We start from the raw sequence: 25,427 nt of genomic DNA, 5'->3' as shown, positions 1-25,427 counted from the left end.
CAATGTGGGAAGGGTTTGCCCCCGATTGCAGTGTGTCAGCTGAATATGTGTTGGCTGACCCACTGCTATCTGGGGCAAGCCCCCTCCCACACTGTTCAGTGGTGTGGTTGAAATCAAACCAGAATCGAGGTCCCGGTCATCTCCGTTGGCTTCTCCAACCCCATCAGCATCAGCATGGTTGGCGCCACATCCGCCAACACCCCGCCGTCACGCACTTTGAAGTCGCGCTTGCCCACGTAGATGAACGGCACTGGCTCAGTGGTGTGAGCGGTGTGTGCCTGGCCGGTGGACTCGTCGGACATCTGCTCGCAATTGCCGTGGTCGGCCGTGATCAGCGCTTCGCCGCCGACTTTTTCCAGGGCGTCGACGATGCGGCCGACACACAAGTCCAGGCATTCCACGGCCTTGGTCGCGGCTTCCAGGTTGCCGCTGTGGCCAACCATGTCGCCGTTGGCGTAGTTGACCACGATCACGTCGTAACGCTGGTGGTCGATGGCGTCGACGATTTTGTCGGTGACTTCCGGCGCGCTCATTTCCGGCTGCAGGTCGTAGGTGGCGACTTTTGGCGACGGGATCAGGATGCGCTCTTCGCCTGGGAACGGTTCTTCACGGCCGCCGGAGAAGAAGAAGGTCACGTGGGCGTATTTTTCAGTTTCGGCAATGCGCAGTTGGGTCTTGCCGTTTTTCGCCAGGTAATCGCCGAGCACGTTGTCCAGGCTGCCCGGAGCAAAGGCGGCGGGGGCCGGGATGCTCGCGGCGTATTGGGTCAGGCCGACGTAGTGCACTTTTGGCTGGCGGGCTCGTTCGAACTCGCTGAAGCCGTCTTCGACGAACACGCGGCTCAGCTCGCGGGCACGGTCGGCGCGGAAGTTCATGAACACCACGGCGTCGCCGTCTTCGACTTTTACCGGCTCGCCGATGGTGGTGGCCTTGACGAACTCATCGCTTTCGCCACGGGCGTAGGCGGCTTCCAGGCCTTCTTGGGCGGTGGCGGCGTTGAATTCGGCCTGACCGTCGACGATGAGGTTGTAGGCTTGGGACACTCGGTCCCAGCGGTTGTCACGATCCATGGCGAAGTAACGGCCCACGATGCTTGCAATGCGGCCCTTGCCCAGGGCGGCGAATGTGGCGTCCAGGAGCTCGATGGACGATTGCGCGCTTTTTGGAGGAGTGTCGCGACCGTCGAGGAAGGCGTGCAGGTAGATCTTCTCGGCGCCGCGCTTGAAGGCCAGTTCGGCCATGGCAACCAGATGGTCTTGGTGGCTGTGTACACCGCCGTCGGATAATAGGCCCATGAAGTGCACGGCCTTGCCGTCGGCTACTGCTTTATCTACCGCTGCGCAGATGGTCGGGTTCTCGAAGAACTCGCCGTCGCGGATCGCTTTGGTCACTCGTGTGAAGTCTTGATATACCACTCGTCCGGCGCCGAGGTTCATATGGCCGACTTCCGAGTTGCCCATCTGCCCGTCGGGCAGGCCCACGTCCATGCCCGAACCGGAGATCAGGCCGTTGGGGACGCTGGCGGTCAAACGGTCCAGTACAGGCTTCTTGGCCGCGTATACCGCGTTGTCGTGGTGGCTTTCACTGTGTCCGAAGCCATCGAGAATTATCAGGACCAAAGGTTTAGGCGTAGTAGTCATAGATCCTCTCGCGGCGGTAATAAAGGAAGGCAATTGAAAAGGGAGTGGCAGTTTAAAGCGAAGTTCCGACCACGTCACCGCTTTACGGGGGTTGGCCCCCCCTGACGGCTGTGTATACTTACCGCCATTTTAACGCCCTGGAACCTCCTTGATGGTTGATCACCTGATTGCATTTGCCACTGCCCACTATCTGCTCGTGGGTGCCTTCGTCATCCTGCTGGCGCTGCTGATCGCTCACGAATTGAGCCGTGGTGGGCGCAGCCTGAGCACGTCGGAGCTGACCGCGCTGGTCAACAAGGATGAGGCCATTGTGGTGGATATCCGCCCAGCCAAGGAATTCGCTGCCGGCCATATCGTCGGTGCACTGAACATTCCACAGGACAAGCTGATCGCGCGCCTGGCCGAGCTGGAAAAACACAAGGCCAAGACCATCATCCTGGTCGACGCCCAAGGCCAGCACGCTGGCACTCACGCCCGCGAAATGCTCAAGACCGGTTTCACCGCGGCCAAGCTGTCCGGTGGCATCAGCAGCTGGCGCGCCGATAACCTGCCGCTGGTGAAGTGATATGAGCCAGGTTGTCGTCTACTCCAGCGATTATTGCCCTTATTGCATGCGAGCCAAGGCTCTGCTGGATAAGAAGGGCGTTGCATTCGAAGAGATCAAGGTCGACGGCAAGCCCCAGGTGCGCGCCGAAATGGCCCAGAAGGCGGGACGCACGTCTGTGCCGCAGATCTGGATCGGCGCCAAACACATCGGTGGCTGCGACGACCTGTTTGCCCTGGAGCGCGCCGGTAAACTCGATGCGCTGCTGCTCGTCTGACTCCTAAACCCTAAAAGACCCCAAGATCAAGAAGGATCTGCGATGACTGACCAACAGAACACCGAAGCAGCAGAAGCTCAAGGCCCACAGTTCTCGCTGCAGCGTATCTACGTGCGTGACCTGTCGTTCGAAGCGCCGAAAAGCCCGGCCATCTTCCGCCAGGAGTGGACCCCAAGCGTTGCGCTGGACCTGAACACCCGTCAAAAGGCACTGGAAGGCGACTTCCACGAAGTTGTGCTGACCCTGTCGGTCACCGTCAAGAACGGTGAAGAAGTGGCCTTCATTGCTGAAGTGCAACAGGCCGGTATCTTCCTGATCCAGGGCCTGGACGAAGCGTCCATGAGCCACACCCTGGGCGCGTTCTGCCCGAACATCCTGTTCCCGTATGCCCGTGAGACCCTGGACAGCCTGGTCACCCGTGGTTCGTTCCCTGCGCTGATGCTGGCTCCGGTGAACTTCGATGCCCTGTACGCTCAAGAGCTGCAGCGCATGCAACAGGAAGGCACACCGACGGTTCAGTAATCTCGAACCCGACGCAGAACCCAATGTGGGAGGGGGCTTGCTCCCGATAGCGGTGGATCAGTCAGATAGATGTCGACTGACACTCCGCCATCGGGGGCAAGCCCCCTCCCACATTTTGTTTGGTGTGTTATTTGAAACCGAGTTGGCGCCAACCTTCGTACACGGCAACGGCTACGGTGTTGGACAGGTTCAGGCTGCGGCAGCCTTCGCGCATTGGCAGGCGAAGGCGATGCCCATCGGGCAGGGCGTCGAGCACTTCGGCCGGCAGGCCGCGGCTCTCCGGGCCGAACAGGAAGGCATCGCCCTCAGCAAAACTGGCATCATGGAACGGTCGCGAACCCTTGGTGGTGAACGCGAACAAGCGCGGATGCCCCAGGCTTTCCAGGCAGCTGGCCAAGTCGGCGTGGCGCTGGAGCGTGGCGTACTCGTGGTAGTCCAGCCCGGCACGGCGCAGACGCTTGTCGTCCATGTCGAAGCCCAGGGGCTCGATCAAATGCAGGTGGCAGCCACTGTTGGCGCACAGCCTGATAACGTTGCCGGTATTCGGCGGAATTTCTGGTTGAAAAAGGATGACGTGAAACATGCACGGCTCCGAAGGCAAAGATGCGCTGCATTCTACCCCTGAAGAAGACCCAAGACCGAAGCTATTGCCAAGGGTCATGGGCTCGCTGGCGATTGTCGGCTTGATGGTGGGCCTGATGATTGGCCGGCTGACCACAGCGGACCCGGTCGAACTGCAACAGGTAGAGACGACCACGGATGGCGTAGTGGTGTGGTTCAACAGCGAACCCAAGCTGCACGGCGAGCATATCGATGGCACCGTGGCGTTGCTGTTTGATGCCCAAGGCAAGGCCAGCACCGGGCAACTTAAGGTCAACGACAAGGACGTGAACTGGCGCGTGCGCAAGACCGATGGCGGCCTGCTGCTGAACCTGGTCGCGGCTCGGCCGTTGCGCGGGGAGTGGAAGGGAGAAGAGGTCGATGACCGCTGGCGGTTGGAGATCCATCTCCAGGAGCAATAAAAGAGGGAATCCCCGGCCTGCCTGTACCAAGGTCCCCAAAACGGGCTGGGGCTATGGGCGCTGTGCCACATAAGCCCCGGTGTAAAGAAGGGAGTTCCCGGCCTGCCTGTACCAGGGCTCCCAAAACGGGGTGAAGCCATCAAGGCTTCGGTGTTAAAGAGGGAGTCCCCGGCCTGCCTGTACCGAGGTTCCCCAAAGCGGTGTGGAGCGCGACGCGGTTCGCATCAAGCACCCCGGGTGTAAAGAGGGGATTCTCGGCCTGCCTGTACCAAGGTCCCCGAAACTGGGTTGTACTTGGGTTATTGCAGGGCGCGTGCCAGAGTGGCTAAGTTGTGCCAAAAAAATTCTTCAAAAAGCGCAAAGCCCCGGATTGCGGGGCTTTGGTGTTTTCGGAATTCAGCATTCTCTTAACAAAACGGTTGGTTCGGGCGTGGAACGTGTGCGCGATGCTAGAACAGGGTGCATTGAAGCGGTGCACGGTTCTGAGTCCGTGTGGAGGTCTAAATGTGGGAGGGGGCTTGCTCCCGATGGCGGTGTATCAGGCACAGATGTTGTGACTGACCTACTGCTATCGGGAGCAAGCCCCCTCCCACATTAGACCTTAGTGGATTCGAGATTCAGGCGTCGTCGCCCTCATCGTCGTCACCACCGTCCACTTTCATGCCCAGCTCCTTGATCTTGCGCGTCAGGGTATTGCGACCCCAGCCCAGCAACACCGCAGCATCGCGCCGGCGGCCGGCGGTGTGCTTGAGGGCGGTCTCGATCATGATCCGCTCGAACGCTGGTACGGCGCTGTCCAGCAGGTTCGACTGGCCCCGTGCCAGTGCCTGGTCGGCCCATTGACGCAGCGCCTGCTCCCAGTTGGTCACTGGTGCCGAATCCTGCGGCAGGCTCAAAAGCTCCGGCGGCAGGTCGCCGATATGCACTTCGCGCCCGGACGCCATCACCGTGATCCAGCGGCAGGTGTTCTCCAGCTGGCGCACGTTGCCTGGCCATGGCAGGTTCTTCAGGTATTCCTCGGTCTCGCTTTTCAAAAGCTTCGGCTCGACCGCCAGCTCCAGGGCGGCGCGGCTGAGGAAGTGGCGGGCGAGGGTGGGGATATCTTCGCGGCGGTCCGACATGCGGGGGATGTGGATGCGAATCACGTTGAGGCGGTGGAACAAGTCCTCACGGAACTTGCCCGCATGCACCAGGGTTTCCAGGTTCTGGTGAGTCGCGGCGATGATGCGCACATCAACCTTGACCGGTGTGTGACCGCCAACGCGGTAGAACTCGCCGTCCGCCAGTACGCGCAGCAGGCGAGTCTGGGTGTCGGCCGGCATATCGCCGATCTCATCGAGGAACAGCGTGCCACCATCCGCCTGTTCAAAGCGTCCGCGACGCAGGTTGGCGGCGCCGGTGAACGCGCCTTTCTCATGGCCGAACAGCTCGGATTCCATCAAGTCCTTGGGGATCGCTGCCATGTTCAGTGCGATAAACGGCGACGCTGCCCGTGGGCTGTGACGGTGCAGAGCGTGGGCTACCAGCTCTTTACCGGTACCCGACTCGCCGTTGATCAGCACGGTGATGTTGGAGTGGCTCAAGCGCCCGATGGCGCGAAACACTTCCTGCATCGCCGGCGCTTCACCGATGATTTCCGGGGTGCGGGTCAGGGCCGGCGGGGCTTCCTGATTCTGTTGTTCCTGGGCGTGCTGGTTGGCGCGCTTGACCAGCGCCACAGCCTCGTCCACGTCAAACGGCTTGGGCAGGTATTCGAATGCGCCGCCCTGGTAAGACGCGACAGCGCTGTCCAGGTCGGAGTGCGCAGTCATGATGATCACCGGCAGGCGCGGGTGCTGCTCGCGGATGCGTGCCAGCAGGTCCAGGCCACTGGCGCCTGGCATGCGGATGTCAGAAATAATCACGTCGGGCTGCTGGCGTGCCAGGCGGCTCATCACCCCGTCGGCGCTGTCGAAGCTCTGGGTGGTCATGCCTTCCTGTTGCAAGGCTTTCTCAAGGACCCAGCGGATAGAACGGTCGTCATCGACGATCCAGACAGTTTCACTACGGCTCATGTCGATGGGGCTCCTTGTTCCAGAGGCAGAAAGATCGAGAACGTGGTGTGGCCGGGATGGCTCTCACATTCGATCAGACCCTGGTGCTGGCTGATGATGTTCTGGGTGATGGCCAGGCCCAGCCCGGTACCGTCCGGGCGGCCGCTGACCATGGGAAAGAAGATAGTTTCCTGAAGTTCCGCAGGAATGCCTGGGCCGTTGTCGATGATCTCGACCTTGGTCACCAGGCGATGGCGCACGTGGCCGATGGTGAACTGGCGCAGTGCGCGGGTGCGCAGGCTGATGCGGCCCAGGCGCAATTCGTTCTGGCTGCTGATGGCCTGCATGGCGTTGCGCACGATGTTGAGCACCGCTTGGATCATCTGTTCGCGGTCGATCAACACGTCGGGAATGCTCGGGTCGTAGTCGCGCACCAAGGTGATGCAGCCCTGGCTTTCGGCCTCTACCAGATGACAGACGCGCTCAAGTACTTCATGCACGTTGGTCATCGCAAGGGACGGCAGCTTGTTGGAGCCGAGCATGCGGTCCACCAGGTTACGCAGGCGGTCGGCTTCTTCGATGATGACGTTGGTGTAGTCCTTGAGGTTCTCGTCCGGTAACTCGCGGGCCAGCAACTGCGCCGCACCACGGATGCCGCCCAACGGGTTCTTGATCTCATGGGCGAGGCCACGTACCAGCATCTTGCTGGTTTCTTGCTTGGACAACTGCGCTTCTTCTTTGGTGATGCGCAGCAGGCGGTCACGGGGATGTACTTCAAGCAGCAGCAGGGTCGCGCCGTTGCTCAGGATCGGGGTCACAGCGTAGTCGACGGTCAATGTCTGCCCGGTAAGGGCCGTGAGCATCGCTTCACGCTTGGTGAATGGATGCGCCTGCTCCACCGCCTGGCGTAACGAGCTCAAGGCTTCGGCCGACTCGGTGAACAGCTCGCTGATGAACTGCCCATGGCTGCGCTGGCCACTGATGGCCAGAAGCATCTCCGCCGCCGGGTTCATGTACTCAAGACGCAAGTCGTCATTGAGCAGGATGGTCGCGGTGGTCAGGTTGTCGAGTAGCAAACGGTGCAGTGCATCGCTGATGGTCATCAGGACCTCTTTTGGAGCAAGGCGCGGGCTTGAGGCACACGCTGATACAAGGAAAATGCAAAAACCAAACCAAGGCTCCGAAAAGAAGCGCGAAAGCCCTGAAATGGGGGGTTAGGGCCCGAAACTGTGGCGTTCTGCCAGCTTGAACGGGAAGTTTCGAACCAAAATGGTGTTAGTCGTTGGGGTGGGTGCAGGATGTCGCACCAATATAGTGCGGTTTTGTGAAGGTTGTTCAGGAAGTGCCGAAATCATATAAATCAAATGTGGGAGGGGTTGCCCCTCTCCCACATTTTTGGATCGGGGTTACAGTTTTAGTCTTTGTAGATACACAGCTCGGCCGTAGCGCGGATCATCGCCAATTGCCGCAGTGGGTCGTTCAGCGGCTCATGTACCGCTTCGGCCAGCCATTGAGGGCACTGCGGGTCGGTACGTTGTGGAGTGAAGTCCGCCAGTTGTTGCAGCAGGCGTTTTTGCAATTGATCCAGTTGCGGGCGAATCTGCTTTACCAGGTCCGGGCGCGGGTCGTCGGGTGCCTTGCCCTGGAACTGCCAGTCGGACAGGTGGGTGTACTGCACCAGCTTGTTTGCCTCGATCTGCGCCGAGAAAAATTGCTCGGCGGCGGCGGGCTCCAGTTTGTAGCTCGGTGCCTGGGCAATGACGCTGGCGAGCACATCTTGCTCGCGCTTTTTGTCTTCTACCGGTTTTTTGCTGTCCCATTTGCTCAGGGCCACCTGGTCGGCAATGGTCAGGCGTTCGGCGATGCTGTTGAGCAATGGCTCCAGTGTCGGCGGTGCAGCGAATGCACTGGCGCTGGCGAATAACAGAGCGAACACAAGTCGACGTTTCAATACTGATCTCCTTGTGGGAGGGGGCTTGCCCCCGATAGCAGAGTGTCAGTCAGCACCTGTATCAGCTAACCCACCGCTATCGGGAGCAAGCTCCCTCCCACCTTTTTGATTAGGTTTGCAGGTGTGGAACTGTGTAATTCACGGGCAAAAAAAGACCTCCCGAAGGAGGTCTTTTTTGTCACGCCACTTTAAGCAGCGCTACCGGATCAGCAGCTGTAGTACAGCTCGTATTCCAGTGGGTGTACGAAGGTACGAACCTTGATTTCTTCTTCGCTTTTCAGGCCGATGTAAGCGTCGATGAAGTCGTCGCTGAACACGCCGCCTTTGGTCAGGAACGCACGGCCCTTGTCCAGCTCTTCCAGGGCTTCTTTCAGGCTGCCGCACACTTGTGGGATCTCTTTGGCCTCTTCAGGCGGCAGGTCGTACAAGTTTTTGTCGGCAGCGTCGCCAGGGTGGATCTTGTTCTGGATACCGTCCAGGCCGGCCATAACCAGAGCAGCGAAGGCCAGGTAAGGGTTGGCTGCTGGATCCGGGAAGCGAGCTTCGATACGGCGAGCGCGTGGGCTGGAGACGTAAGGAATACGGATCGAAGCGGAACGGTTGCGCGCCGAGTAGGCCAGCATTACCGGAGCTTCGAAACCTGGGACCAGACGCTTGTAGGAGTTGGTCGAAGGGTTGGTGAAGCCGTTCAGGGCCTTACCGTGCTTGATGATGCCGCCGATGAAGTACAGGGCGGTATCGGACAGGCCGGCATAACCTTCGCCAGCGAAAGTGTTCTTGCCATCTTTGGCGATGGACAGGTGAACGTGCATACCCGAACCGTTATCGCCGTACAGAGGCTTAGGCATGAAGGTCGCGGTACGGCCGTAGGCAACGGCAGTGTTGTGTACGCAGTACTTCAGGGTCTGAACTTCGTCAGCCTTGGCAACCAGGGTGTTGAACTTCACACCGATTTCGTTCTGGCCGGCAGTCGCCACTTCGTGGTGGTGAACTTCGATGACCAGGCCCATGTCTTCCATGGCGTTGCACATGGAGGTACGGATTTCGTGGTCGTGGTCGAACGGCGGAACTGGGAAGTAACCACCTTTGATGCCTGGACGGTGGCCATGGTTGCCGCCTTCCACGTCCTGATCGGACATCCACGAACCTTGTTCAGAGTAGATCTTGAACATGGAGCCGGAGATGTCGGACTTGAACTTCACTTGGTCAAAGATGAAGAATTCTGGCTCTGGGCCTACGAATACGGTGTCACCGATACCGGTCGACTTCAGGTATTCCTCGGCACGCTTGGCGATCGCACGTGGGTCGCGGTCGTAGCCTTGCATGGTCGAAGGCTCGATCACGTCGCACACCAGGATCAGGGTGGCTTCTTCGGTGAACGGGTCCAGCACGGCAGTGCTGTCGTCCGGCATCAGGATCATGTCGGAGGCTTCGATGCCTTTCCAGCCAGCGATGGAGGAACCGTCGAACATTTTGCCTTCTTCGAAGAACGCATCATCCAGCGCATCGCGAGCCGGCATGGTCACGTGGTGCTGAGTGCCTTTGGTGTCCGTGAAGCGCAGATCAATCCATTTAACGTCATGATCTTTGATGAGTTGAACCGACTTCGACATAGTGTCCTCCGGGTGGCTTCGGGCTGGGGTAGTGGAGTTAGCCCTTAGAATGTGGGTGATGCCGGCGCGGATAGTCCGCCATGGCAACCTGCCTCACAAGAGAGCAAATTGCATGCCAGTGCGCCAACATGGGTTTTTTGCTCCAAAAACGCCCCTATAAAGGTGCATTGCGACAAAAGCGCGAAATTCGCGCACTGCAATGTGGCGCTGATGCGTGCAAATGCACTGCTTTAGTGCGAGTCGAGTGATGTGCATATTAACTGGTTAAACCTTGAGCGATTTCCGCTATAATCCGCGCCCCCCTTTTTCGGCAGGCCCTGCGCGCGCTGTTTCCATGAAATTAATCGTTAAAGTCTTCCCCGAGATCACCATCAAGAGCCGACCGGTACGGATGCGTTTCATCCGTCAGTTGGCCAAGAACATCCGTGCCGTGCTCCGCGATCTGGACCCGGCTGTGGTGGTGAACGGTGTGTGGGACAACCTCGAACTGGAAACCCGCCTCACCGACGCCAAAGCCTTGAAGGACATGACCGAGCGCCTGAGCTGCATGCCGGGTATCGCGCATTTCCTGCAGGTGGATGAGTACCCGCTGGGCGACTTCGACGACATCACCGAAAAATGCAAACGGCACTTCGGTGACAGCCTTGAAGGCAAGATTTTTTCGGTACGCTGCAAGCGTGCCGGCAAGCACCCATTCAGCTCCATGGACGTCGAGAAATACGTCGGCAGCAAGCTGCGTCGCGAGTGCGGCGCCGCCGGAATTTCCTTAAAAGCGCCACAAATTGAAGTGCGCATGGAAATTCGCGACCAACGGTTGTTTGTGATTCACAGCCAGCACGACAGCATCGGCGGCTACCCGTTGGGCGCCCTGGAACAGACCCTGGTATTGATGTCCGGCGGTTTCGATTCCACGGTCGCGGCCTACCAGATCATGCGCCGCGGCCTGATGAGCCACTTCTGCTTCTTTAATCTGGGTGGGCGTGCACACGAATTGGGCGTGATGGAAGTCGCGCACTTTATCTGGAAGAAGTACGGCAGCTCCCAACGCGTGCTATTTGTGAGCGTACCGTTTGAGGAAGTGCTGGGCGAAATTCTCGGTAAAGTCGATAACAGTCATATGGGCGTAGTATTGAAGCGTATGATGTTGCGCGCTGCGTCTCGGATTGCCGATCAGTTGCAGATCGACGCCCTGGTGACCGGCGAAGCGATTTCCCAGGTTTCCAGCCAGACGCTGCCGAACCTGTCGCTGATCGACTGCGTGACCGAGAAGCTGGTGTTGCGCCCACTGATCGCCAGCCACAAGCAGGACATCATCGATTTGGCAGAAGAAATCGGCACCGCCGACTTCGCCAAGCATATGCCTGAATACTGCGGGGTCATCTCGGTGAATCCCAAGACCCACGCCAAGCGCAACCGCGTGGAGTACGAAGAACAACAGTTTGATATGGCGATTCTGGAGCGTGCGCTTCAGAACGCCAAGCTGGTCCCGATCGATCGTGTTATCGACGAACTGGGCCAGGATGTGCAGATCGAAGAAGTCAGTGAAGCCCTGGCCGGCCAGATTGTTGTCGACATCCGTCACCCGGATGCCGCTGAAGATGAGCCGCTGGAAATTCCTGGCATCGACGTACAAACGCTGCCGTTCTACGCATTGAACGCGCGTTTCAAGGAACTGGATGACAGCCGTCAGTACCTGCTGTATTGCGACAAAGGCGTGATGAGTCGCCTGCATGCCCACCATTTGCTCAGTGAGGGGCATGCCAATGTGCGCGTTTATCGACCGAGCTAAGAGCCCGGGGCTGTTTGCCTGTGGCCTGCGTCACCGGCCCCCCGACTCTGCCGTCAAGCTGTAACGGCAAGGCCTGACTCTACTGTAAATCGCTGCCACGACCTGTCAGCACACCGAATCCTCTGATCGAGATACACAAGTGATCGAAAATCTACGTAACATCGCCATCATTGCTCACGTTGACCATGGTAAAACCACCCTGGTAGACAAACTCCTGCGTCAATCCGGCACCCTGGAGCGCAACGAGCTCAACGACGAGCGCGTGATGGACTCCAACGACCAGGAAAAAGAGCGCGGTATTACCATCCTGGCAAAAAACACCGCTATCAACTGGAACGGCTACCACATCAACATCGTGGACACCCCGGGCCACGCCGACTTCGGCGGTGAAGTTGAACGTGTGATGTCGATGGTTGACTCCGTTCTGCTGCTGGTTGATGCCCAAGACGGCCCTATGCCGCAAACCCGTTTCGTGACCAAGAAGGCTTTCGAAGCCGGCCTGCGTCCGATCGTGTGCATCAACAAGGTTGACCGTCCAGGCGCGCGTCCGGACTGGGTTCTGGACCAGATCTTCGACCTGTTCGACAACCTGGGTGCTACCGAAGAACAGCTGGACTTCAAAGTCGTGTACGCCTCGGCCCTGAACGGCATTGCCGGTCTGGAACACACCGACATGGCTGAAGACATGACCCCGCTGTACCAGTCGATCGTCGACAACGTACCTGCTCCAAAAGTTGACCGTGACGGCCCGTTCCAGATGCAAATCTCGGCACTGGACTACAACAGCTTCCTGGGTGTTATCGGCGTTGGCCGTATCGCTCGTGGTAGCGTCAAGCCGAACACCCCGGTTGTTGCTATCGGCGCCGACGGCAAGAAGCGTAACGGTCGTATCCTGAAGCTGATGGGTCACCACGGTCTGCACCGTATCGACGTTGAAGAAGCTTTCGCTGGCGACATCGTATGCGTGAGCGGTATGGACTCCCTGTTCATCTCCGACACCCTGTGCCAGCCGGACAACGTCGAGGCGATGAAGCCTCTGACCGTTGACGAACCAACCGTTTCCATGACCTTCCAGGTAAACGACTCGCCTTTCTGCGGTAAAGAAGGCAAGTTCGTGACTTCCCGTAACATCAAGGAACGTCTGGACAAAGAGCTGCTGTACAACGTTGCACTGCGCGTTGAAGAAGGCGACTCGGCTGACAAGTTCAAGGTTTCCGGCCGTGGTGAGCTGCACCTCTCGGTACTGATCGAAACCATGCGTCGCGAAGGCTTCGAAATGGGCGTTGGTCGTCCAGAAGTGATCATCCGTCAAGTTGACGGCGTGAAGCAGGAACCGTTCGAAAACGTAACCATCGACACCCCTGAAGAATCCCAGGGCAAGGTCATGGAAGAGATGGGCCTGCGTAAAGGCGACCTGACCAACATGGTGCCGGATGGCAAAGGCCGTGTGCGTCTGGAATACAACATCCCTGCTCGTGGTCTGATCGGTTTCCGTAACCAGTTCCTGACCCTGACCAACGGCGCTGGCATCCTGACCTCGATCTTCGATCGCTACGACACCATGAAGTCCGGCGACATGTCCGGCCGTCAGAACGGTGTTCTGGTATCGGTTGAGACTGGCAAGGCACTGACCTACTCCCTGGAAACCCTCCAGGCGCGTGGCAAGCTGTTCGTTGAACACGGTCAAGAGATCTACAACGGCCAGATCGTTGGTCTGAACAGCCGTGACAACGACATGGGCGTAAACCCAACCAAAGGCAAGAAGCTCGACAACATGCGTGCTTCGGGCAAAGACGAAACCATCGCTCTGGTCCCACCTGTTCGCTTCACTCTGGAACAGGCCCTGGAATTCATCCAGGACGACGAGCTGTGCGAAGTTACGCCTAAGTCGATCCGCCTGCGTAAGAAGATCCTGGACGAAGGCGAGCGTACCCGCGCTGCCAAGAAAGCCAAGAACTGAGTTAACTCAGGCTGAATGAAAAACGCCCCCGGTCGAAAGGCCGGGGGCGTTTTTTTATGCCTGCTGGTTTTGTGGTGGCTGTACCGGCCTCATCGGGGGCAAGCCCCCTCCCACATTTGATCGAGTACAGCCATTTGGAATGCGGTCAGTGTGGGAGGGGGCTTGCCCCCGATAGAGCCCTTGAGCCCCCTGCAAAACCCAGATCAGAACTTGTCGAGGGTCTTGAAATTGGTCTCGCGCACCACTTCCTTCGGCTTGTACGCGCAATACCCCGGCCGCGGTCCGATCTTCGGGTGATTGCGGCAGGTATCCGGGCGCTTGTCATAAATAGTGCAGAAGCGCGTCTTACGATCCAGGTACAGGCAATCGTTGTTGCTCATGCGCTGCAGCGTAAAAATCTCGGATTTGTTGTTGTAGCGCTCGACGATGCCTTCCTTCTGCAACCGCTTGGCGATGTTCTTCGGCGGATCGCCGCGTTCGAACTCATCGACGATGCCAATGCGGATCAGGTCCTTGATCTTCACTTCGACCGGCAGCGTGCAGCAGCTGGACACGCAGCCACCGCACATGTGGGCGGAATATTTCTGCCAGGTCTCAAGACGGTCGAGTTCCGCGGCGGCGATCAGTTGAGGCTTCATCAAGGTTCCAAAAGGTGGGGCTGTATCCGGGCGCGCGATCATACCGGGATTGGTGGTTTTTTGAACAATATTTTGCGTATTTCATCCCGAACGGTGCGATGGGCGAAAGCAGGCACGGCCAATGCATCAAAACCCGCTAAAGGTAAATGCGTTAAAAAACTGCCGAACCAGAGCGTCTACCGTCTGTCAGACCGTCTAGGCTCTAGCAACTCCTTCTATCTCGCCCGAGGTCGCAATTGATGTCTCAGGAACCACTTGCACGAGAAGCAGAGGTAGCCGCATTTCGCGATGCCGTCTTGACCAAACTCACCTACGCGGTGGGCAAGGACCCGGATCACGCCTTCGACCACGACTGGTTCGAAGCCATTGCTCTGGCCGCACGCGACCAGATGGTCGATCACTGGATGGACCACACGCGGCGTATTTACCGCAAGGGCCAGAAGCGTGTGTATTACCTGTCCCTCGAATTCCTCATCGGCCGTTTGCTCTACGACAGTCTGAGTAACCTTGGTGTGTTGGAGATTGCCCGCGAAGCGCTCAGCGAACTTGGCGTCGACCTTGAGCGTATCCGCCTGCTGGAGCCTGACGCGGCGCTCGGCAACGGTGGCCTGGGCCGCCTGGCCGCATGCTTCATGGAAAGCATGTCGACCTTGGGCATTGCCGGTCACGGTTATGGCATCCGTTATGAACATGGCCTGTTCCGCCAGGCGATTGTCGATGGCTGGCAACAGGAGCAGACCGAACGCTGGCTGGATTTCGGCAACCCGTGGGAGTTCGAGCGCGCTGAAGTGATCTACCCGATCGGCTTTGGCGGCAGCGTGGAAACCCTGCCGGACGCCGCCGGCAAGCTGATCCAAGAGTGGACGCCCAGCGAGACCGTGCGCGCCGTGGCCTATGACACGCCGGTGGTCGGTTGGCGCGGTGCAAGCGTCAACACCCTGCGCCTGTGGCGTGCACGGGCGGTGGAAGACTTGCACCTGGAGCGCTTCAACGCCGGTGACCACCTGGGCGCCGTTGCCGAAGTGGCCCGCGCTGAAAGCATCTCCCGGGTGCTTTACCCGGCGGATAGCACCGAAGCAGGGCAGGAGCTGCGCCTGCGTCAGGAATACTTCTTCGTCTCTGCCTCTCTGCAAGACCTGCTGCGCCGCCACAAAAACATGCATGGCTCGGTATTGAGCCTGGGCGAACACGCGGCGATCCAGCTCAACGACACCCACCCGTCCATCGCCGTGGCCGAGTTGATGCGCCAACTGGTGGATTTGCACGACATCGCTTGGGACGCCGCTTGGCAGGTCACGGTCGAAACCTTGTCCTACACCAACCACACCTTGCTGCCCGAGGCGTTGGAAACCTGGCCGGTAGGTCTGATGGAACGCATGTTGCCTCGGCACATGCAGATCATCTACCTGATCAATGCCCAGCACATCGACTCGCTGCGCGCCAAAGGTATCCACGATTTTGACGTGCTGCGCGCTGTGTCGCTGATCGAAGAAGACAATGGTCGCCGCGTGCGCATGGGTAACCTGGCGTTCCTCGGCTCCCACAGCGTCAATGGCGTGTCGGGCTTGCACACCCAACTGATGCGCAGCACGGTGTTCTCCGAACTGCACAAGCTCTACCCAGACCGCATCAACAACAAAACCAACGGCATTACCTTCCGCCGCTGGCTGTACCAGGCCAACCCCAAGCTCACCGAGATGCTGGTGGAAGCCCTGGGTCCGGACATTCTCGACACCATGGAAACCCGCTTGGGCGAATTGGAAACCTTCGCCGAGAAACAGACCTTCCGCAAAGCCTTCGCCGACCAGCGCCTGCACAGTAAGCGTGCACTGGCCGAGATCATCCACGAGCGCCTGGGCATTTCTGTGAACCCGGCGGCGATGTTCGACGTGCAGGTCAAACGTATCCACGAGTACAAGCGCCAACTGCTCAACCTGCTGCACACCGTGGCGCTGTACCAGGCGATCCGTGCCGAGCCGGGCACCGACTGGGTGCCGAGGGTGAAGATCTTCTCCGGCAAGGCGGCGGCCAGTTATCACCAGGCCAAGTTGATCATCAAGTTGACCAACGACATCGCCCGCACCGTCAACAACGATCCGACTGTGCGCGGTTTGCTCAAAGTGGTGTTCCTGCCCAACTACAACGTCAGCCTGGCAGAAAGCATCATCCCGGCGGCGGACTTGTCGGAGCAGATATCCACGGCCGGCTTTGAAGCGTCGGGCACCAGCAACATGAAGTTCGGCCTCAACGGCGCGCTGACCATCGGCACCATGGACGGCGCCAACGTGGAGATGCACGAGCGCGTGGGCGCCGATCACATGTTTATCTTCGGCCTCAGTGCACAGCAGGTGGAAGCCCGAAAACACGCTGGCGAGTTCAACGCCGGGCCTGATATTGCTGCGTCCCATCGCCTCAACGATGTGCTGCAAGCGATCCGTGGCGGGGTGTTCTCGCCGGATGATCCGGGCCGCTATGTGGGCTTGATCGACGGGTTGATCGACTACGACCGCTTCCTGGTGTGTGCCGACTTCGACTCCTACTGGGATGCCCAGGCGCGGGTCGAAGCGCATTGGCATGACTCCAAGGCATGGTGGCGGTCGGCGGTGCTCAATACCGCGCGCATGGGCTGGTTCTCGTCGGACCGGACGATCCGCGAGTACGCCACGGAGATCTGGAAAGCGCTCGACTAAGCACCCTGGATCCAAATATGGGAGGGGGCTTGCTCCCGATAGTGGATGGTCAGTTGACGAATATGTCGACTGACACGCCGCTATCGGGGGCAAGCCCCCTCCCACATTGGTTGCGCGTCGATATACTGAGCGCCGGTTTGCTTAGGGAATATCGACCATGCAATGGATTTTCATGCTGATTGGCCTGGTTGTCGGCTGGACGCTCGATGAGTCGTTCTATGACGCAGGCATCGGCGCACTGCTGGGGTTGGGCATTGGCCAAGCGATTGGCCTGTCGAAGCTTGCGGCCCAGGTGCGACAGCAGGCGCGTCAGTTGGAAACCTCGCAGAAGTCGGTGATCGCCCTCGGCGAGCGGCTGCGGCAATTGGAAGTGCCCGCGCCGGCCAGCCCCGCGGTGGTCGAACCCTCCATCCCTGAACCGACACCCATCACCAAGGCCCCCGAACTGGTTTGGGAGCTGCCGGCCGAATTGGCGCCCGTCGCCATGGTCGCCGAACCAAGCCCTGCATTGCCCGAAGACGCCTGGAAGCCTGCTCCGGCTCCGCGCCCTCCTGAAGAACCTGCTATCCCCCGTGGCCCCAACCTGGTCGAACGTGCCCTCGCTGGTGCACGCAATTGGCTGTTTGGTGGCAACACCGTCCTGCGCGTCGGCGTGGTGCTGTTGTTTCTCGGCCTGGCGTTCCTGCTGCGTTATGCCACCGAAGGCATGGTGGTGCCGATCGAGTTGCGTTACGCCGGTGTGGCTGCTGCCGCTGTCGGCCTGCTGGGCCTGGGCTGGTGGCTGAGACTGCGCAACAGCAACTACGGGCTGATGCTACAAGGCACCGGGATTGCGGTGCTGTACCTGACGGTGTTTGCCGCGATGCGCCTGCATCCGTTGATCGACCCGAGCGCGGCGCTGGGCCTGCTGGTTGCGGTCACGGTGTTCTCGGCGATCCTGGCGGTCACCCAGGACGCATTGGGCCTGGCCTGCGCGGCAGCACTCGGCGGTTTTGCGGCACCGATCCTTACGTCCACCGGTGCCGGTAACCATGTTGCGCTGTTCAGTTATTTTGCCCTGCTCAACGCCGGTATTCTCGCCATCGCCTGGTTCAAGGCCTGGCGCTTGCTCAACCTGATCGGGTTCGTCGGTACCTTCGGCATCGGCTTCGCCTGGGGAATGCGTTCCTACACGCCGGAATTGCTGTGGAGCACCGAGCCATTCCTGATCCTGTTCTTCCTAATGTATCTGGCCATCGGCCTGTTGTTCGCCCGACGCAAATTGCTGGAGCTGGGCGACGCGCCCGAAGGCCGTGATGCGTTGTTGCGCTGGTCGGCTGCCAAGGGTGATTACGTTGACGGCGGCATGCTGTTCGGCCCGCCGCTGGTGGGCTTTGGCTTGCAGTTCGCATTGGTACAGCATATGGAATTCGCCGCGGCGTTCAGTGCGTTGGGCCTGGGCATTATCTACATGGGCCTGGCGCGGTTACTCAGTGGCGGACGCGCGTTGCTGCTGGCGGAAACGTGCCTGGCCCTGGGCGTGATCTTTGCCAGCCTGGCGATTCCTCTGGGCCTTGATGCACGTTGGACGGCTGCGGCGTGGGCGGTGGAAGGCGCCGGGATCTTCTGGCTCGGTTTGCGCCAGCAGCGGCCGTTGGCGCGTGCGTTCGGCTTGTTGCTGCAATTGGGCTCAGCGCTGGCCTTCCTCAGCGAACTGCGCATTGGCGAACACAGCCTGCTCGACGGTGCGCCGCTGGGTGCGTTGTTGCTCGGCGCCGCGTTGCTGTTCAGCTTCGATCAGCTGCGCAAGGCATCGGCGGAGCACGCGGCAGAGTGGGAGCGCAAAGGGCTGCCGGTCCTTGCGTCTCTGGGCTTGAGCTTTTTGTACCTGCTGGCGCCCTTGCTGTTGCTGACCCAAGGCACCGCCATCAGTTGGGCCATCGCCGGTCTGGCGACCCTGTTTATCGGCCTGCGCATTGGCTCGCGCACTTTCCTGTTCACTGCGTTCGCGGTGCAATTGCTGGGTGGCGCGTTATTCCTGGTGCGCTTGCAGGGCGGGGAGGGCGCGGCGGTATTCAATGCGGGCTGGAGTGGTTTGCTCACGGCCTCCCTGATCGGCCTGGCCTTGATTGGCGGCATGCTGCTGGCGGCACGCGACGACATGGTGCGCAGCGATGTGCGGCTGTTACGTGGGTTGTCGGTGGTGCTGCTCGCCGGTCTGGTGTTGATCAATCTGGCGGTGCTGTTCGTGCTGCCATGGGAAAGCGCCAGCGGCGTATGGGCTGCCAGTGGGTTGTTGATCATCTGGCTGAGCTTGTACCTGCAACAACGCGTCAGTTTTGTATTTGGGTTGCTGCTGCAACTGGTCGGCGGTGGTTCGTTCCTGCTGGCGGTGCCGCAATTGCTCGGGCCGTTGACCGGCGAAGGCCTGCGTCCGCTGGCGCACAGTGGTTTCTGGACGCCGATGGTGTTGGGCCTGGCCGCCTTGATCGGCGCCTGGCGCTTGCAACGTGAGCCCCATGCGCCGGTGTTTGCGGTGCTGAAGCTGCAACGCTTGTCCGACCTTTTGCTGGTGTGGGGTGCGGCGTGGTGGACATTGGCGCTGGGCGGCGAAGTGTTGCGCTTTGTTCCGCAAGCGTTGCTTGGTTCTTTCCTGCTGGGGCTTGCCGCAGCGAGCGTGGCGATCTGGGCGTTGCTCGCGGCGCGACTGCGCTGGGCATCCCTGGGTGTGCTGTGCACCTTGCTGATGCCGGCGGCGGGCGTGGCGTTGCTGGTATCTGCCCACAGCTACTATCACCCGGCGGCGCAGTACGGATGGCTGGCCTGGTTGGCGGTGTTTGTGGTGCATTTCATCTCGCTGCGCCGCTTGGCGCCGGTGGTTCCGGCCAGGATGCTGAGTATTGCCCATGTCCTCGGTTGCTGGATGCTGATCGGCGTGCTGGCACTGGAATTGCGCTATGGACTGTTGCGCCTGTCGGCTGAATACAACGCCTGGCGCTGGTTGGGCTGGGCCATCCTGCCAAGCCTGTACCTGGTGCTGGCCGCTGCACCGCGCACCTGGCCGTGGCCAGTGTCGGCGTACCCAAGGGAGTACCGAGTCCTGGCCGCGCTGCCATTGGCTGTGCTGATGCTCGGCTGGTTCTGGCTGGCGAATACCTTCAGCGATGGCACCGCCAATCCGTTGCCTTACGTGCCTCTGCTCAACCCTCTGGAACTGGGCCTGCTCTTAGCGCTGCTGGGTGTTTACCTGTGGTCCCGAAGCGTGGCGCCACAACGCGGGCCGCGTGCCGAATTGGCCGCACAAGGGATCGCGGGTCTCTCGCTGTTTGCGTTCTTCACGGCACTGGTCATGCGCACTGCGCACCACTGGGGCGGCGTGCCGTTCCATCTGGATGCGTTGCTGGAGTCGATGCTGGTGCAAGCCGGCCTGTCGATTGTGTGGACTCTGATCGCCCTCGGCCTGATGATCGGCGGCCACCTGCGCCATCGTCGCGAAGTGTGGTTGATCGGCGCCGCGTTGATTGCGGTGGTGGTGGCCAAACTGTTCTTTGTCGAACTGAGTAACCGTGGCGGCCTGGCGCGGATCGTGTCGTTTATCGGCGTGGGCGGGCTGTTGCTGGTGGTGGGTTATTTCGCACCGCTGCCACCTAAGCGGGCCGAACCTGTGATGGAAACTGAAGGAGCATCCTCTTGATCGGTAAGTTGAGCGTGGCCATGGTGGGCATGTGTGCGGCGCTGGCGGCGTCGGCCCAGGAAGCCCCGGCTGATTTCACCCACCATGTGCCGCTGAGTGTGAGCGGCAATGGCCCCTGGTATCGCCTTGAATTGCCGTTGGCTGTGCAACTCAACGCGCGCCAGGCCGACCTCAGTGACGTTCGCGTGTTTAACGCCGCCGGTGAGCCCCAGGCCTATGCGCTGTCGCGACAATCTTCCCAGCGCACCGAAAGTCGCAACGTCGCTGATGTGAAGTGGTTCCCGCTATACGCCGCCGACACTCAGGAAAGCCTGCCCGGCGTGGTGATGAAAACCACCACCGAAGGCACCCTGGTGGAAATCAAACCGTCTTCTGCCGCCAAGCCCGGTAAGCAGGTATTGCGCGGCTGGGTGCTGGACGCCAGCGCGATCAAGGCACCGTTGCAGCAACTGAGCCTGGACTGGAGCCGTGAGCAAGAGGGCTTCCAGCGTTTCAGCATTGAAGCCAGTGATGACTTGCAGCGTTGGGAGCCTTGGGGCGAGGGGCAGGTGGCACGCTTGTCGTTCGCCGACGAACGGGTCGAACAGCATGACGTCAGCCTGCCAGGACGCTCAGCGCGTTACCTGCGTCTGGTATGGAAGGGGCAGGCGGCGCCGCTGCTGACCTCGGCCAAGCTGGTGAGTGCTACGCGCAGCAGTCTGCCAATGCCGTTGGTGTGGTCGCAGCCATTGGCGGGAACGCGACTCAAGGCTGGGGAGTACAGCTGGCAGTTGCCGACTGGGCTGAGTGTCGAGCGTTTGCGCATTGAGTTGAAGCAGCCCAACACGCTGGCACCGGTGACATTGGCGGGACGCAGCGATGCCAAACAACTGTGGCAGCCATTGAACAATGGCTTGCTGTACCGCCTGACGCAAAACGGCCAGGACGTGGTGCAGGATGAATTGCAGTTGCCGGGTCAGGTCGTGACCGAACTCAAGTTGCAGGTGGACGAGCGCGGTGGCGGTTTGGGCGCTGATGCGCCGGCGCTGCGCTTTGCGGTGCGCGCTACCCAGTTGGTGTTCCTGGCGCGGGGTGAGCCGCCGTTCAGCCTGGCGTTGGGCAATGCGTCGGTGAAAGCCGCAAGCCTGCCACTGTCGACCCTGATCCCCGATTACAGTGCCGAGCGCCTCAATACGCTGGGACAGGCCAAGGTTGTCGGGGACGTTGCGGTCGCGTCGCCGGTGGTCGTAGCCGCTGTGGAGGACGGGCCGAACTGGAAAAAACTCGGACTCTGGGCCGTCTTGCTGCTCGGCGTGGCGGCACTGGGCGCCATGGCCTACAGTTTGCTGCGCAAGCCACCGGCGGCGCGTTAAATAAAGTCCATGAACTCTATTGGGTTTAAATCCTCTGATAGGAGGAAATACGCCCCGACTCGCGTTAAACTGCGCGGGTTTTCAAGCCCCCCATTCTCCGGAGCCTTACATGTCCCGCGTTACCTTGAGTCGCTATTTGATTGAGCAGACCCGCAGCAACAACACGCCTGCCGATCTGCGCTTCCTTATCGAAGTGGTCGCGCGTGCTTGCAAGGAAATCAGCCATGCCGTGTCCAAAGGCGCACTGGGTGGTGTCCTGGGCAGCATGGGCACTGAAAACGTGCAGGGCGAAGTACAGAAGAAGCTCGACGTAATCTCCAACGAGATCCTGCTTGAAGCCAACGAATGGGGCGGTCACCTGGCCGGCATGGCGTCCGAAGAAATGGACAATGCCTACCAGATCCCGGGTAAATACCCGAAAGGTGCCTACCTGCTGGTGTTCGACCCACTGGACGGTTCGTCCAACATCGACATCAACGCACCGGTCGGCACTATCTTCTCCGTGCTGCGCTGCCCGAACGAATACCTGAGCCAGAACGAAGCCCTGAACGAAAAGGCTTTCCTGCAGCCAGGCACCGAGCAGGTCGCTGCCGGTTACGCGATCTACGGTCCACAGACCATGCTGGTGCTGACCCTGGGTGACGGCGTTAAAGGTTTCACCCTGGACCGCGAAATGGGCAGCTTCGTACTGACCCACGAAGACATCACCATTCCTGCGTCCACCCAGGAATTCGCGATCAATATGTCCAACCAGCGTCACTGGGAAGAACCGGTTACCCGCTACGTGGGCGAGTTGATGGCCGGTGAAGAAGGCCCGCTGAAGAAAAACTTCAACATGCGTTGGGTCGCGGCGATGGTAGCCGACGTGCACCGCATCCTGACCCGTGGTGGCTTGTTCATGTACCCACGTGACAGCCGCGAGCCATCCAAGCCGGGCAAACTGCGCCTGATGTATGAAGCCAACCCGATGTCGTTCCTGGTTGAACAAGCGGGCGGCGCGTCCACTGACGGCCACCAGCGCATCCTCGACATCCAGCCGGAAGGCCTGCACCAGCGTGTAGCGGTGTTCCTGGGTTCGAAGGAAGAAGTTGAGCGCGTGACGGCCTATCACAAGAAGTAAGCTGCGGCGATAAGTGATCGGCGTTGTTGTGAGCCGGTTCACCCTTAAAGAAGCCCCGAAACGTTTCAGCGTTTTCGGGGCTTTTTTGTTTTTACTCGTCGGGAACCAGACACCTGTTTTCCCTTCTAAGCTTCTGGCAGATACCCACGCTGCCTTGTCCCTCCAGGAGTTATTCCATGTCGTTACGCCGTCTCGCTTTGCTGGCTTTTTGCGTGCTGTTGGCCGCTTGCAGCAAGATCAACCAGGAAAATTACGCGAAGTTGTCGGCCGGCATGCCGAAGGCCGAGGTGGAGTCGTTGTTGGGTAAGCCGACCGATTGTTCCGGCGCACTGGGCATGTCCAGCTGCACGTGGGGCGATAAAACCAGCTTTATCAGCGTTCAATATGCCGGTGACAAAGTTCTCATGTTTTCCGGGCAAGGCCTGAAGTAAACCGGGGCGAGAGCCTGCGGGAGAAGAAGAATGATGCGTTTTGTTTTGTTTCTTTGTGCCAGCCTGTTTTTGGCGGGCTGTGCCAGCCATTCTGGCGATGATCTGCAACCCAAGACTGCCGGCAGCGTCAACCTCAAGCGTTACCAGGGCACCTGGTATGAGTTGGCCCGATTGCCGATGTACTTTCAGCGCAACTGCGCGCAGTCCGAAGCACGCTACACCTTGTTGCCCGATGGCGACATGTCGGTGTTTAACCGCTGCCTGACCACCGAATGGAAGTGGGAAGAAGCCAAGGGCACCGCCACCCCGCAAGTGCCTGGCAAGACTGACAAGCTCTGGGTGGAATTCAACAACTGGTTCACGTCACTGCTGCCGGGCGTCGCCAAGGGCGATTACTGGGTGCTGTACGTCAGCGATGACTACAAGACCGCCATCGTCGGCAGCCCGAGCCGGCGCTATATGTGGATCCTGTCGCGCACGCCAACGGTCAGTGCCGATACTCGCGAAGACCTGCTGAGCAGGGCGCGACAGCAGGGGTATGACACCACGCGGTTGATCTTCCGGACATCGGATAAGCAGATGGCCAAGACTTCGCAATAACCTGAGAGCCCCTCAATCCAATGTGGGAGGGGGCTTGCCCGCGATAGCGGTGTGTCAGTATCTGATTTGCTGGCTGACGCTCTGCAATCGGGGGTAAGCCCCCTCCCATATGTTTTAACCGAGTAAGTCCCTTAGCACCTGCGTAAATGCCCGGCCGCTTTCTTCTTCGCCTGCATGACGCCCGTCGCGCACCACCCATTTCCCGTTGACCAGCACATCACGCACCTGGCGATCACCGCCGGCAAACAGCCAGCGATTGAGAATGCCATCCTCTGTTGCTGTCGCCAGGTAAGGGTCATTACCGTCCAGCACGATCCAATCCGCACGCTTGCCCACTTCCAGTCGACCAATTGGCTGCCCCAGTGCCTGTGCGCCACCGTCCAGCGCAGCATCGAACAGCGTACGGCCAACCATCGGTTGGTCACTGCGATACAAGCGGTTGCGCCGTTGATCGCGCAGGCGCTGGCCGTATTCCAGCCAGCGCAATTCCTCCACTACGCTCAATGACACATGGCTGTCGGAACCGATGCCCATGCGCCCGCCCTGGGCGAGAAAATCCACTGCCGGGAAAATCCCGTCGCCCAGGTTGGCTTCGGTGGTCAGGCACAATCCGGCAATCGCCCGGCTCGTTGCCATGCGCGTCACTTCTTCCGGGTTGGCGTGAGTCGCGTGCACCAGGCACCAGCGTTCATCCACCTCGACATTGTCATACAGCCATTGCAACGGACGCTTGCCGCTCCAGGCCAGGCAGTCGTCGACTTCTTTTTGTTGTTCGGCAATATGGATATGCACCGGGCACGTCTTGTCGCTGGCGGCCAGGACTTCATTGATTTGTTGTGGCGTAACAGCGCGCAGGGAATGGAAGCACAAGCCCAGTTGCTGCGCCGGTTGCGCCGCGAGGATCGGTTTGAGGCGCGCCTGCAGGTCCAAGTAGTTTTCGGTGCTGTTGATAAACCGTCGCTGGCCTTCGTTGGGCGCCTGCCCGCCAAAACCCGAGTGGGTGTAGAGCACGGGCACCAAGGTCAGGCCAATACCGCTGCTGGCGGCCGCGTGGCTGATCTGCCGCGACAGTTCCGTACGGTCGGCGTACGGCTGGCCGCTGATATCATGATGCACGTAGTGAAATTCGGCCACCGAGGTGTAACCGGCCTTGAGCATCTCGATGTACAGCTGGCGCGCGATCACCTGCAGTTGCTCCGGACTGATCTTGCCGACCATGCGGTACATCAGCTCGCGCCAGGTCCAGAAGCTGTCATTCGGATTGCCGGCGACTTCGGCCAAACCCGCCATGGCGCGTTGGAATGCGTGGGAGTGCAGGTTGGGCATGCCCGCCAATACCGGGCCTTTGAGCCGCTCGGCACCGTCTGCACTGGCATTGGCCGCAATCTGTGTCAGCAGTCCATCGGCGCTGACTTCAAGACGTACATCGTTGGCCCATCCATTAGGCAGCAGTGCGCGTTCGGCAAAAAAAGCGGACATGTTCAGAGCACTCCGGTCGTGTGTTTATTTGTATATACATATACAGACGTTTGCCTGCTCGGTAAACTCCGGCAATCTATGCATCTTTTCCCC

General features: G+C 59.8%; 20 protein-coding genes. 12 read left to right on the top strand and 8 right to left on the bottom strand.

Annotated features, from left to right (window positions below; genetic code table 11):
• Window positions 1-113 precede the first annotated feature (113 nt).
• On the bottom strand, window positions 114-1,640 hold the full coding sequence (gene gpmI, locus CKW32_RS23710) for a 2,3-bisphosphoglycerate-independent phosphoglycerate mutase (RefSeq protein ID WP_095186152.1): 1,527 nt from the start codon (window positions 1,638-1,640) through the stop codon (window positions 114-116).
• 151 nt (window positions 1,641-1,791) lie between these two features.
• On the opposite strand from gpmI, the gene CKW32_RS23705 reads away from it, so the two are divergent.
• Genes CKW32_RS23705 through secB form a run of 3 tightly spaced genes read left to right on the top strand, consistent with a single transcriptional unit; the run spans window position 1,792 to window position 2,983 of the window.
• A complete protein-coding gene (locus CKW32_RS23705) occupies window positions 1,792-2,205 on the top strand; it encodes a rhodanese-like domain-containing protein (protein WP_032890134.1) in 414 nt (137 codons plus the stop codon).
• A 1-nt stretch (window position 2,206) separates the two neighbouring features.
• On the top strand, window positions 2,207-2,461 hold the full coding sequence (grxC, locus tag CKW32_RS23700; RefSeq protein WP_032890136.1) for a glutaredoxin 3: 255 nt from the start codon (window positions 2,207-2,209) through the stop codon (window positions 2,459-2,461).
• Window positions 2,462-2,503: 42 nt separating this feature from the next.
• The gene (gene secB, locus CKW32_RS23695) at window positions 2,504-2,983 is read left to right on the top strand and encodes a protein-export chaperone SecB (RefSeq protein WP_090401027.1); all 480 of its coding nucleotides are present in this window, start codon (window positions 2,504-2,506) and stop codon (window positions 2,981-2,983) included.
• A gap of 127 nt (window positions 2,984-3,110) precedes the next feature.
• On the opposite strand, the gene CKW32_RS23690 is transcribed toward secB, so the two are convergent.
• Entirely contained in the window at window positions 3,111-3,566 is a 456-nt protein-coding gene (locus CKW32_RS23690) for a tRNA (cytidine(34)-2'-O)-methyltransferase (protein WP_010563141.1), read from the bottom strand.
• Between CKW32_RS23690 and CKW32_RS23685 the strand changes: the two genes are divergently transcribed.
• Window positions 3,565-4,005, top strand: a complete 441-nt coding sequence (locus CKW32_RS23685; RefSeq protein WP_095186151.1) for a hypothetical protein — start codon at window positions 3,565-3,567, stop codon at window positions 4,003-4,005. The two genes, CKW32_RS23690 and CKW32_RS23685, sit on opposite strands and share 2 nt — an antisense overlap.
• Before the next feature lie 617 nt (window positions 4,006-4,622).
• Here the strand turns inward: CKW32_RS23685 and ntrC are convergent.
• The 4 genes from ntrC to glnA all read right to left on the bottom strand — a co-directional run bounded on the left by ntrC (window position 4,623) and on the right by glnA (window position 9,602).
• A complete protein-coding gene (gene ntrC, locus CKW32_RS23675) occupies window positions 4,623-6,059 on the bottom strand; it encodes a nitrogen regulation protein NR(I) (protein WP_032890139.1) in 1,437 nt (478 codons plus the stop codon).
• Entirely contained in the window at window positions 6,056-7,141 is a 1,086-nt protein-coding gene (gene glnL / locus CKW32_RS23670; RefSeq protein ID WP_032890142.1) for a nitrogen regulation protein NR(II), read from the bottom strand. Before glnL ends, ntrC begins: the two co-directional genes overlap by 4 nt.
• Window positions 7,142-7,452: 311 nt before the next feature.
• Window positions 7,453-7,989 carry a chorismate mutase gene (locus CKW32_RS23665; RefSeq protein WP_095186150.1) on the bottom strand — a complete coding sequence of 179 codons (537 nt, stop codon included), beginning with the start codon at window positions 7,987-7,989 and terminating at the stop codon, window positions 7,453-7,455.
• A gap of 206 nt (window positions 7,990-8,195) precedes the next feature.
• Entirely contained in the window at window positions 8,196-9,602 is a 1,407-nt protein-coding gene (glnA, locus tag CKW32_RS23660) for a type I glutamate--ammonia ligase (RefSeq protein ID WP_032890148.1), read from the bottom strand.
• 334 nt (window positions 9,603-9,936) lie between these two features.
• Between glnA and thiI the strand changes: the two genes are divergently transcribed.
• Together thiI and typA are read left to right on the top strand one after the other, a co-directional pair.
• Window positions 9,937-11,391, top strand: coding sequence for a tRNA uracil 4-sulfurtransferase ThiI (gene thiI, locus CKW32_RS23650; protein ID WP_095186149.1), 1,455 nt, complete (start codon window positions 9,937-9,939; stop codon window positions 11,389-11,391).
• 139 nt (window positions 11,392-11,530) lie between these two features.
• A complete protein-coding gene (typA, locus tag CKW32_RS23645) occupies window positions 11,531-13,351 on the top strand; it encodes a translational GTPase TypA (RefSeq protein WP_032890153.1) in 1,821 nt (606 codons plus the stop codon).
• A 203-nt stretch (window positions 13,352-13,554) separates the two neighbouring features.
• Here the strand turns inward: typA and CKW32_RS23640 are convergent, their stop codons facing one another.
• The gene (locus tag CKW32_RS23640; RefSeq protein ID WP_003187815.1) at window positions 13,555-13,989 is read right to left on the bottom strand and encodes a YkgJ family cysteine cluster protein; all 435 of its coding nucleotides are present in this window, start codon (window positions 13,987-13,989) and stop codon (window positions 13,555-13,557) included.
• A 239-nt stretch (window positions 13,990-14,228) separates the two neighbouring features.
• On the opposite strand from CKW32_RS23640, the gene CKW32_RS23635 reads away from it, so the two are divergent.
• From CKW32_RS23635 to CKW32_RS23610, 6 genes are all read left to right on the top strand, one after another.
• Window positions 14,229-16,679: a glycogen/starch/alpha-glucan phosphorylase gene (locus tag CKW32_RS23635; RefSeq protein WP_095186148.1), complete on the top strand. Its 2,451-nt coding sequence runs from the start codon at window positions 14,229-14,231 to the stop codon at window positions 16,677-16,679.
• Between the two features lie 157 nt (window positions 16,680-16,836).
• Window positions 16,837-20,352 carry a DUF2339 domain-containing protein gene (locus CKW32_RS23630; RefSeq protein ID WP_095186147.1) on the top strand — a complete coding sequence of 1,172 codons (3,516 nt, stop codon included), beginning with the start codon at window positions 16,837-16,839 and terminating at the stop codon, window positions 20,350-20,352.
• Window positions 20,352-21,704: a DUF3999 domain-containing protein gene (locus CKW32_RS23625; protein ID WP_095186171.1), complete on the top strand. Its 1,353-nt coding sequence runs from the start codon at window positions 20,352-20,354 to the stop codon at window positions 21,702-21,704. The genes CKW32_RS23630 and CKW32_RS23625 overlap by 1 nt, the downstream gene beginning before the upstream one ends.
• Before the next feature lie 109 nt (window positions 21,705-21,813).
• Complete coding sequence (locus CKW32_RS23620; RefSeq protein WP_003237460.1) at window positions 21,814-22,824, top strand: class 1 fructose-bisphosphatase; 1,011 nt, start codon at window positions 21,814-21,816, stop codon at window positions 22,822-22,824.
• Between the two features lie 176 nt (window positions 22,825-23,000).
• The gene (locus tag CKW32_RS23615; protein WP_032890159.1) at window positions 23,001-23,255 is read left to right on the top strand and encodes a lipoprotein; all 255 of its coding nucleotides are present in this window, start codon (window positions 23,001-23,003) and stop codon (window positions 23,253-23,255) included.
• A 30-nt stretch (window positions 23,256-23,285) separates the two neighbouring features.
• Window positions 23,286-23,855, top strand: coding sequence for a lipocalin family protein (locus tag CKW32_RS23610; RefSeq protein ID WP_032890161.1), 570 nt, complete (start codon window positions 23,286-23,288; stop codon window positions 23,853-23,855).
• A 114-nt stretch (window positions 23,856-23,969) separates the two neighbouring features.
• Here CKW32_RS23610 and CKW32_RS23605 read toward each other — a convergent pair whose 3' ends face one another.
• Complete coding sequence (locus CKW32_RS23605) at window positions 23,970-25,334, bottom strand: formimidoylglutamate deiminase (RefSeq protein WP_095186146.1); 1,365 nt, start codon at window positions 25,332-25,334, stop codon at window positions 23,970-23,972.
• Window positions 25,335-25,427: the final 93 nt, after the last annotated feature.

It is taken from the genome of Pseudomonas sp. Irchel 3H9 (genome assembly GCF_900187495.1).
GTDB lineage: Bacteria > Pseudomonadota > Gammaproteobacteria > Pseudomonadales > Pseudomonadaceae > Aquipseudomonas > Aquipseudomonas sivasensis.
This window is presented reverse-complemented; position numbering and strand designations above follow the sequence as displayed.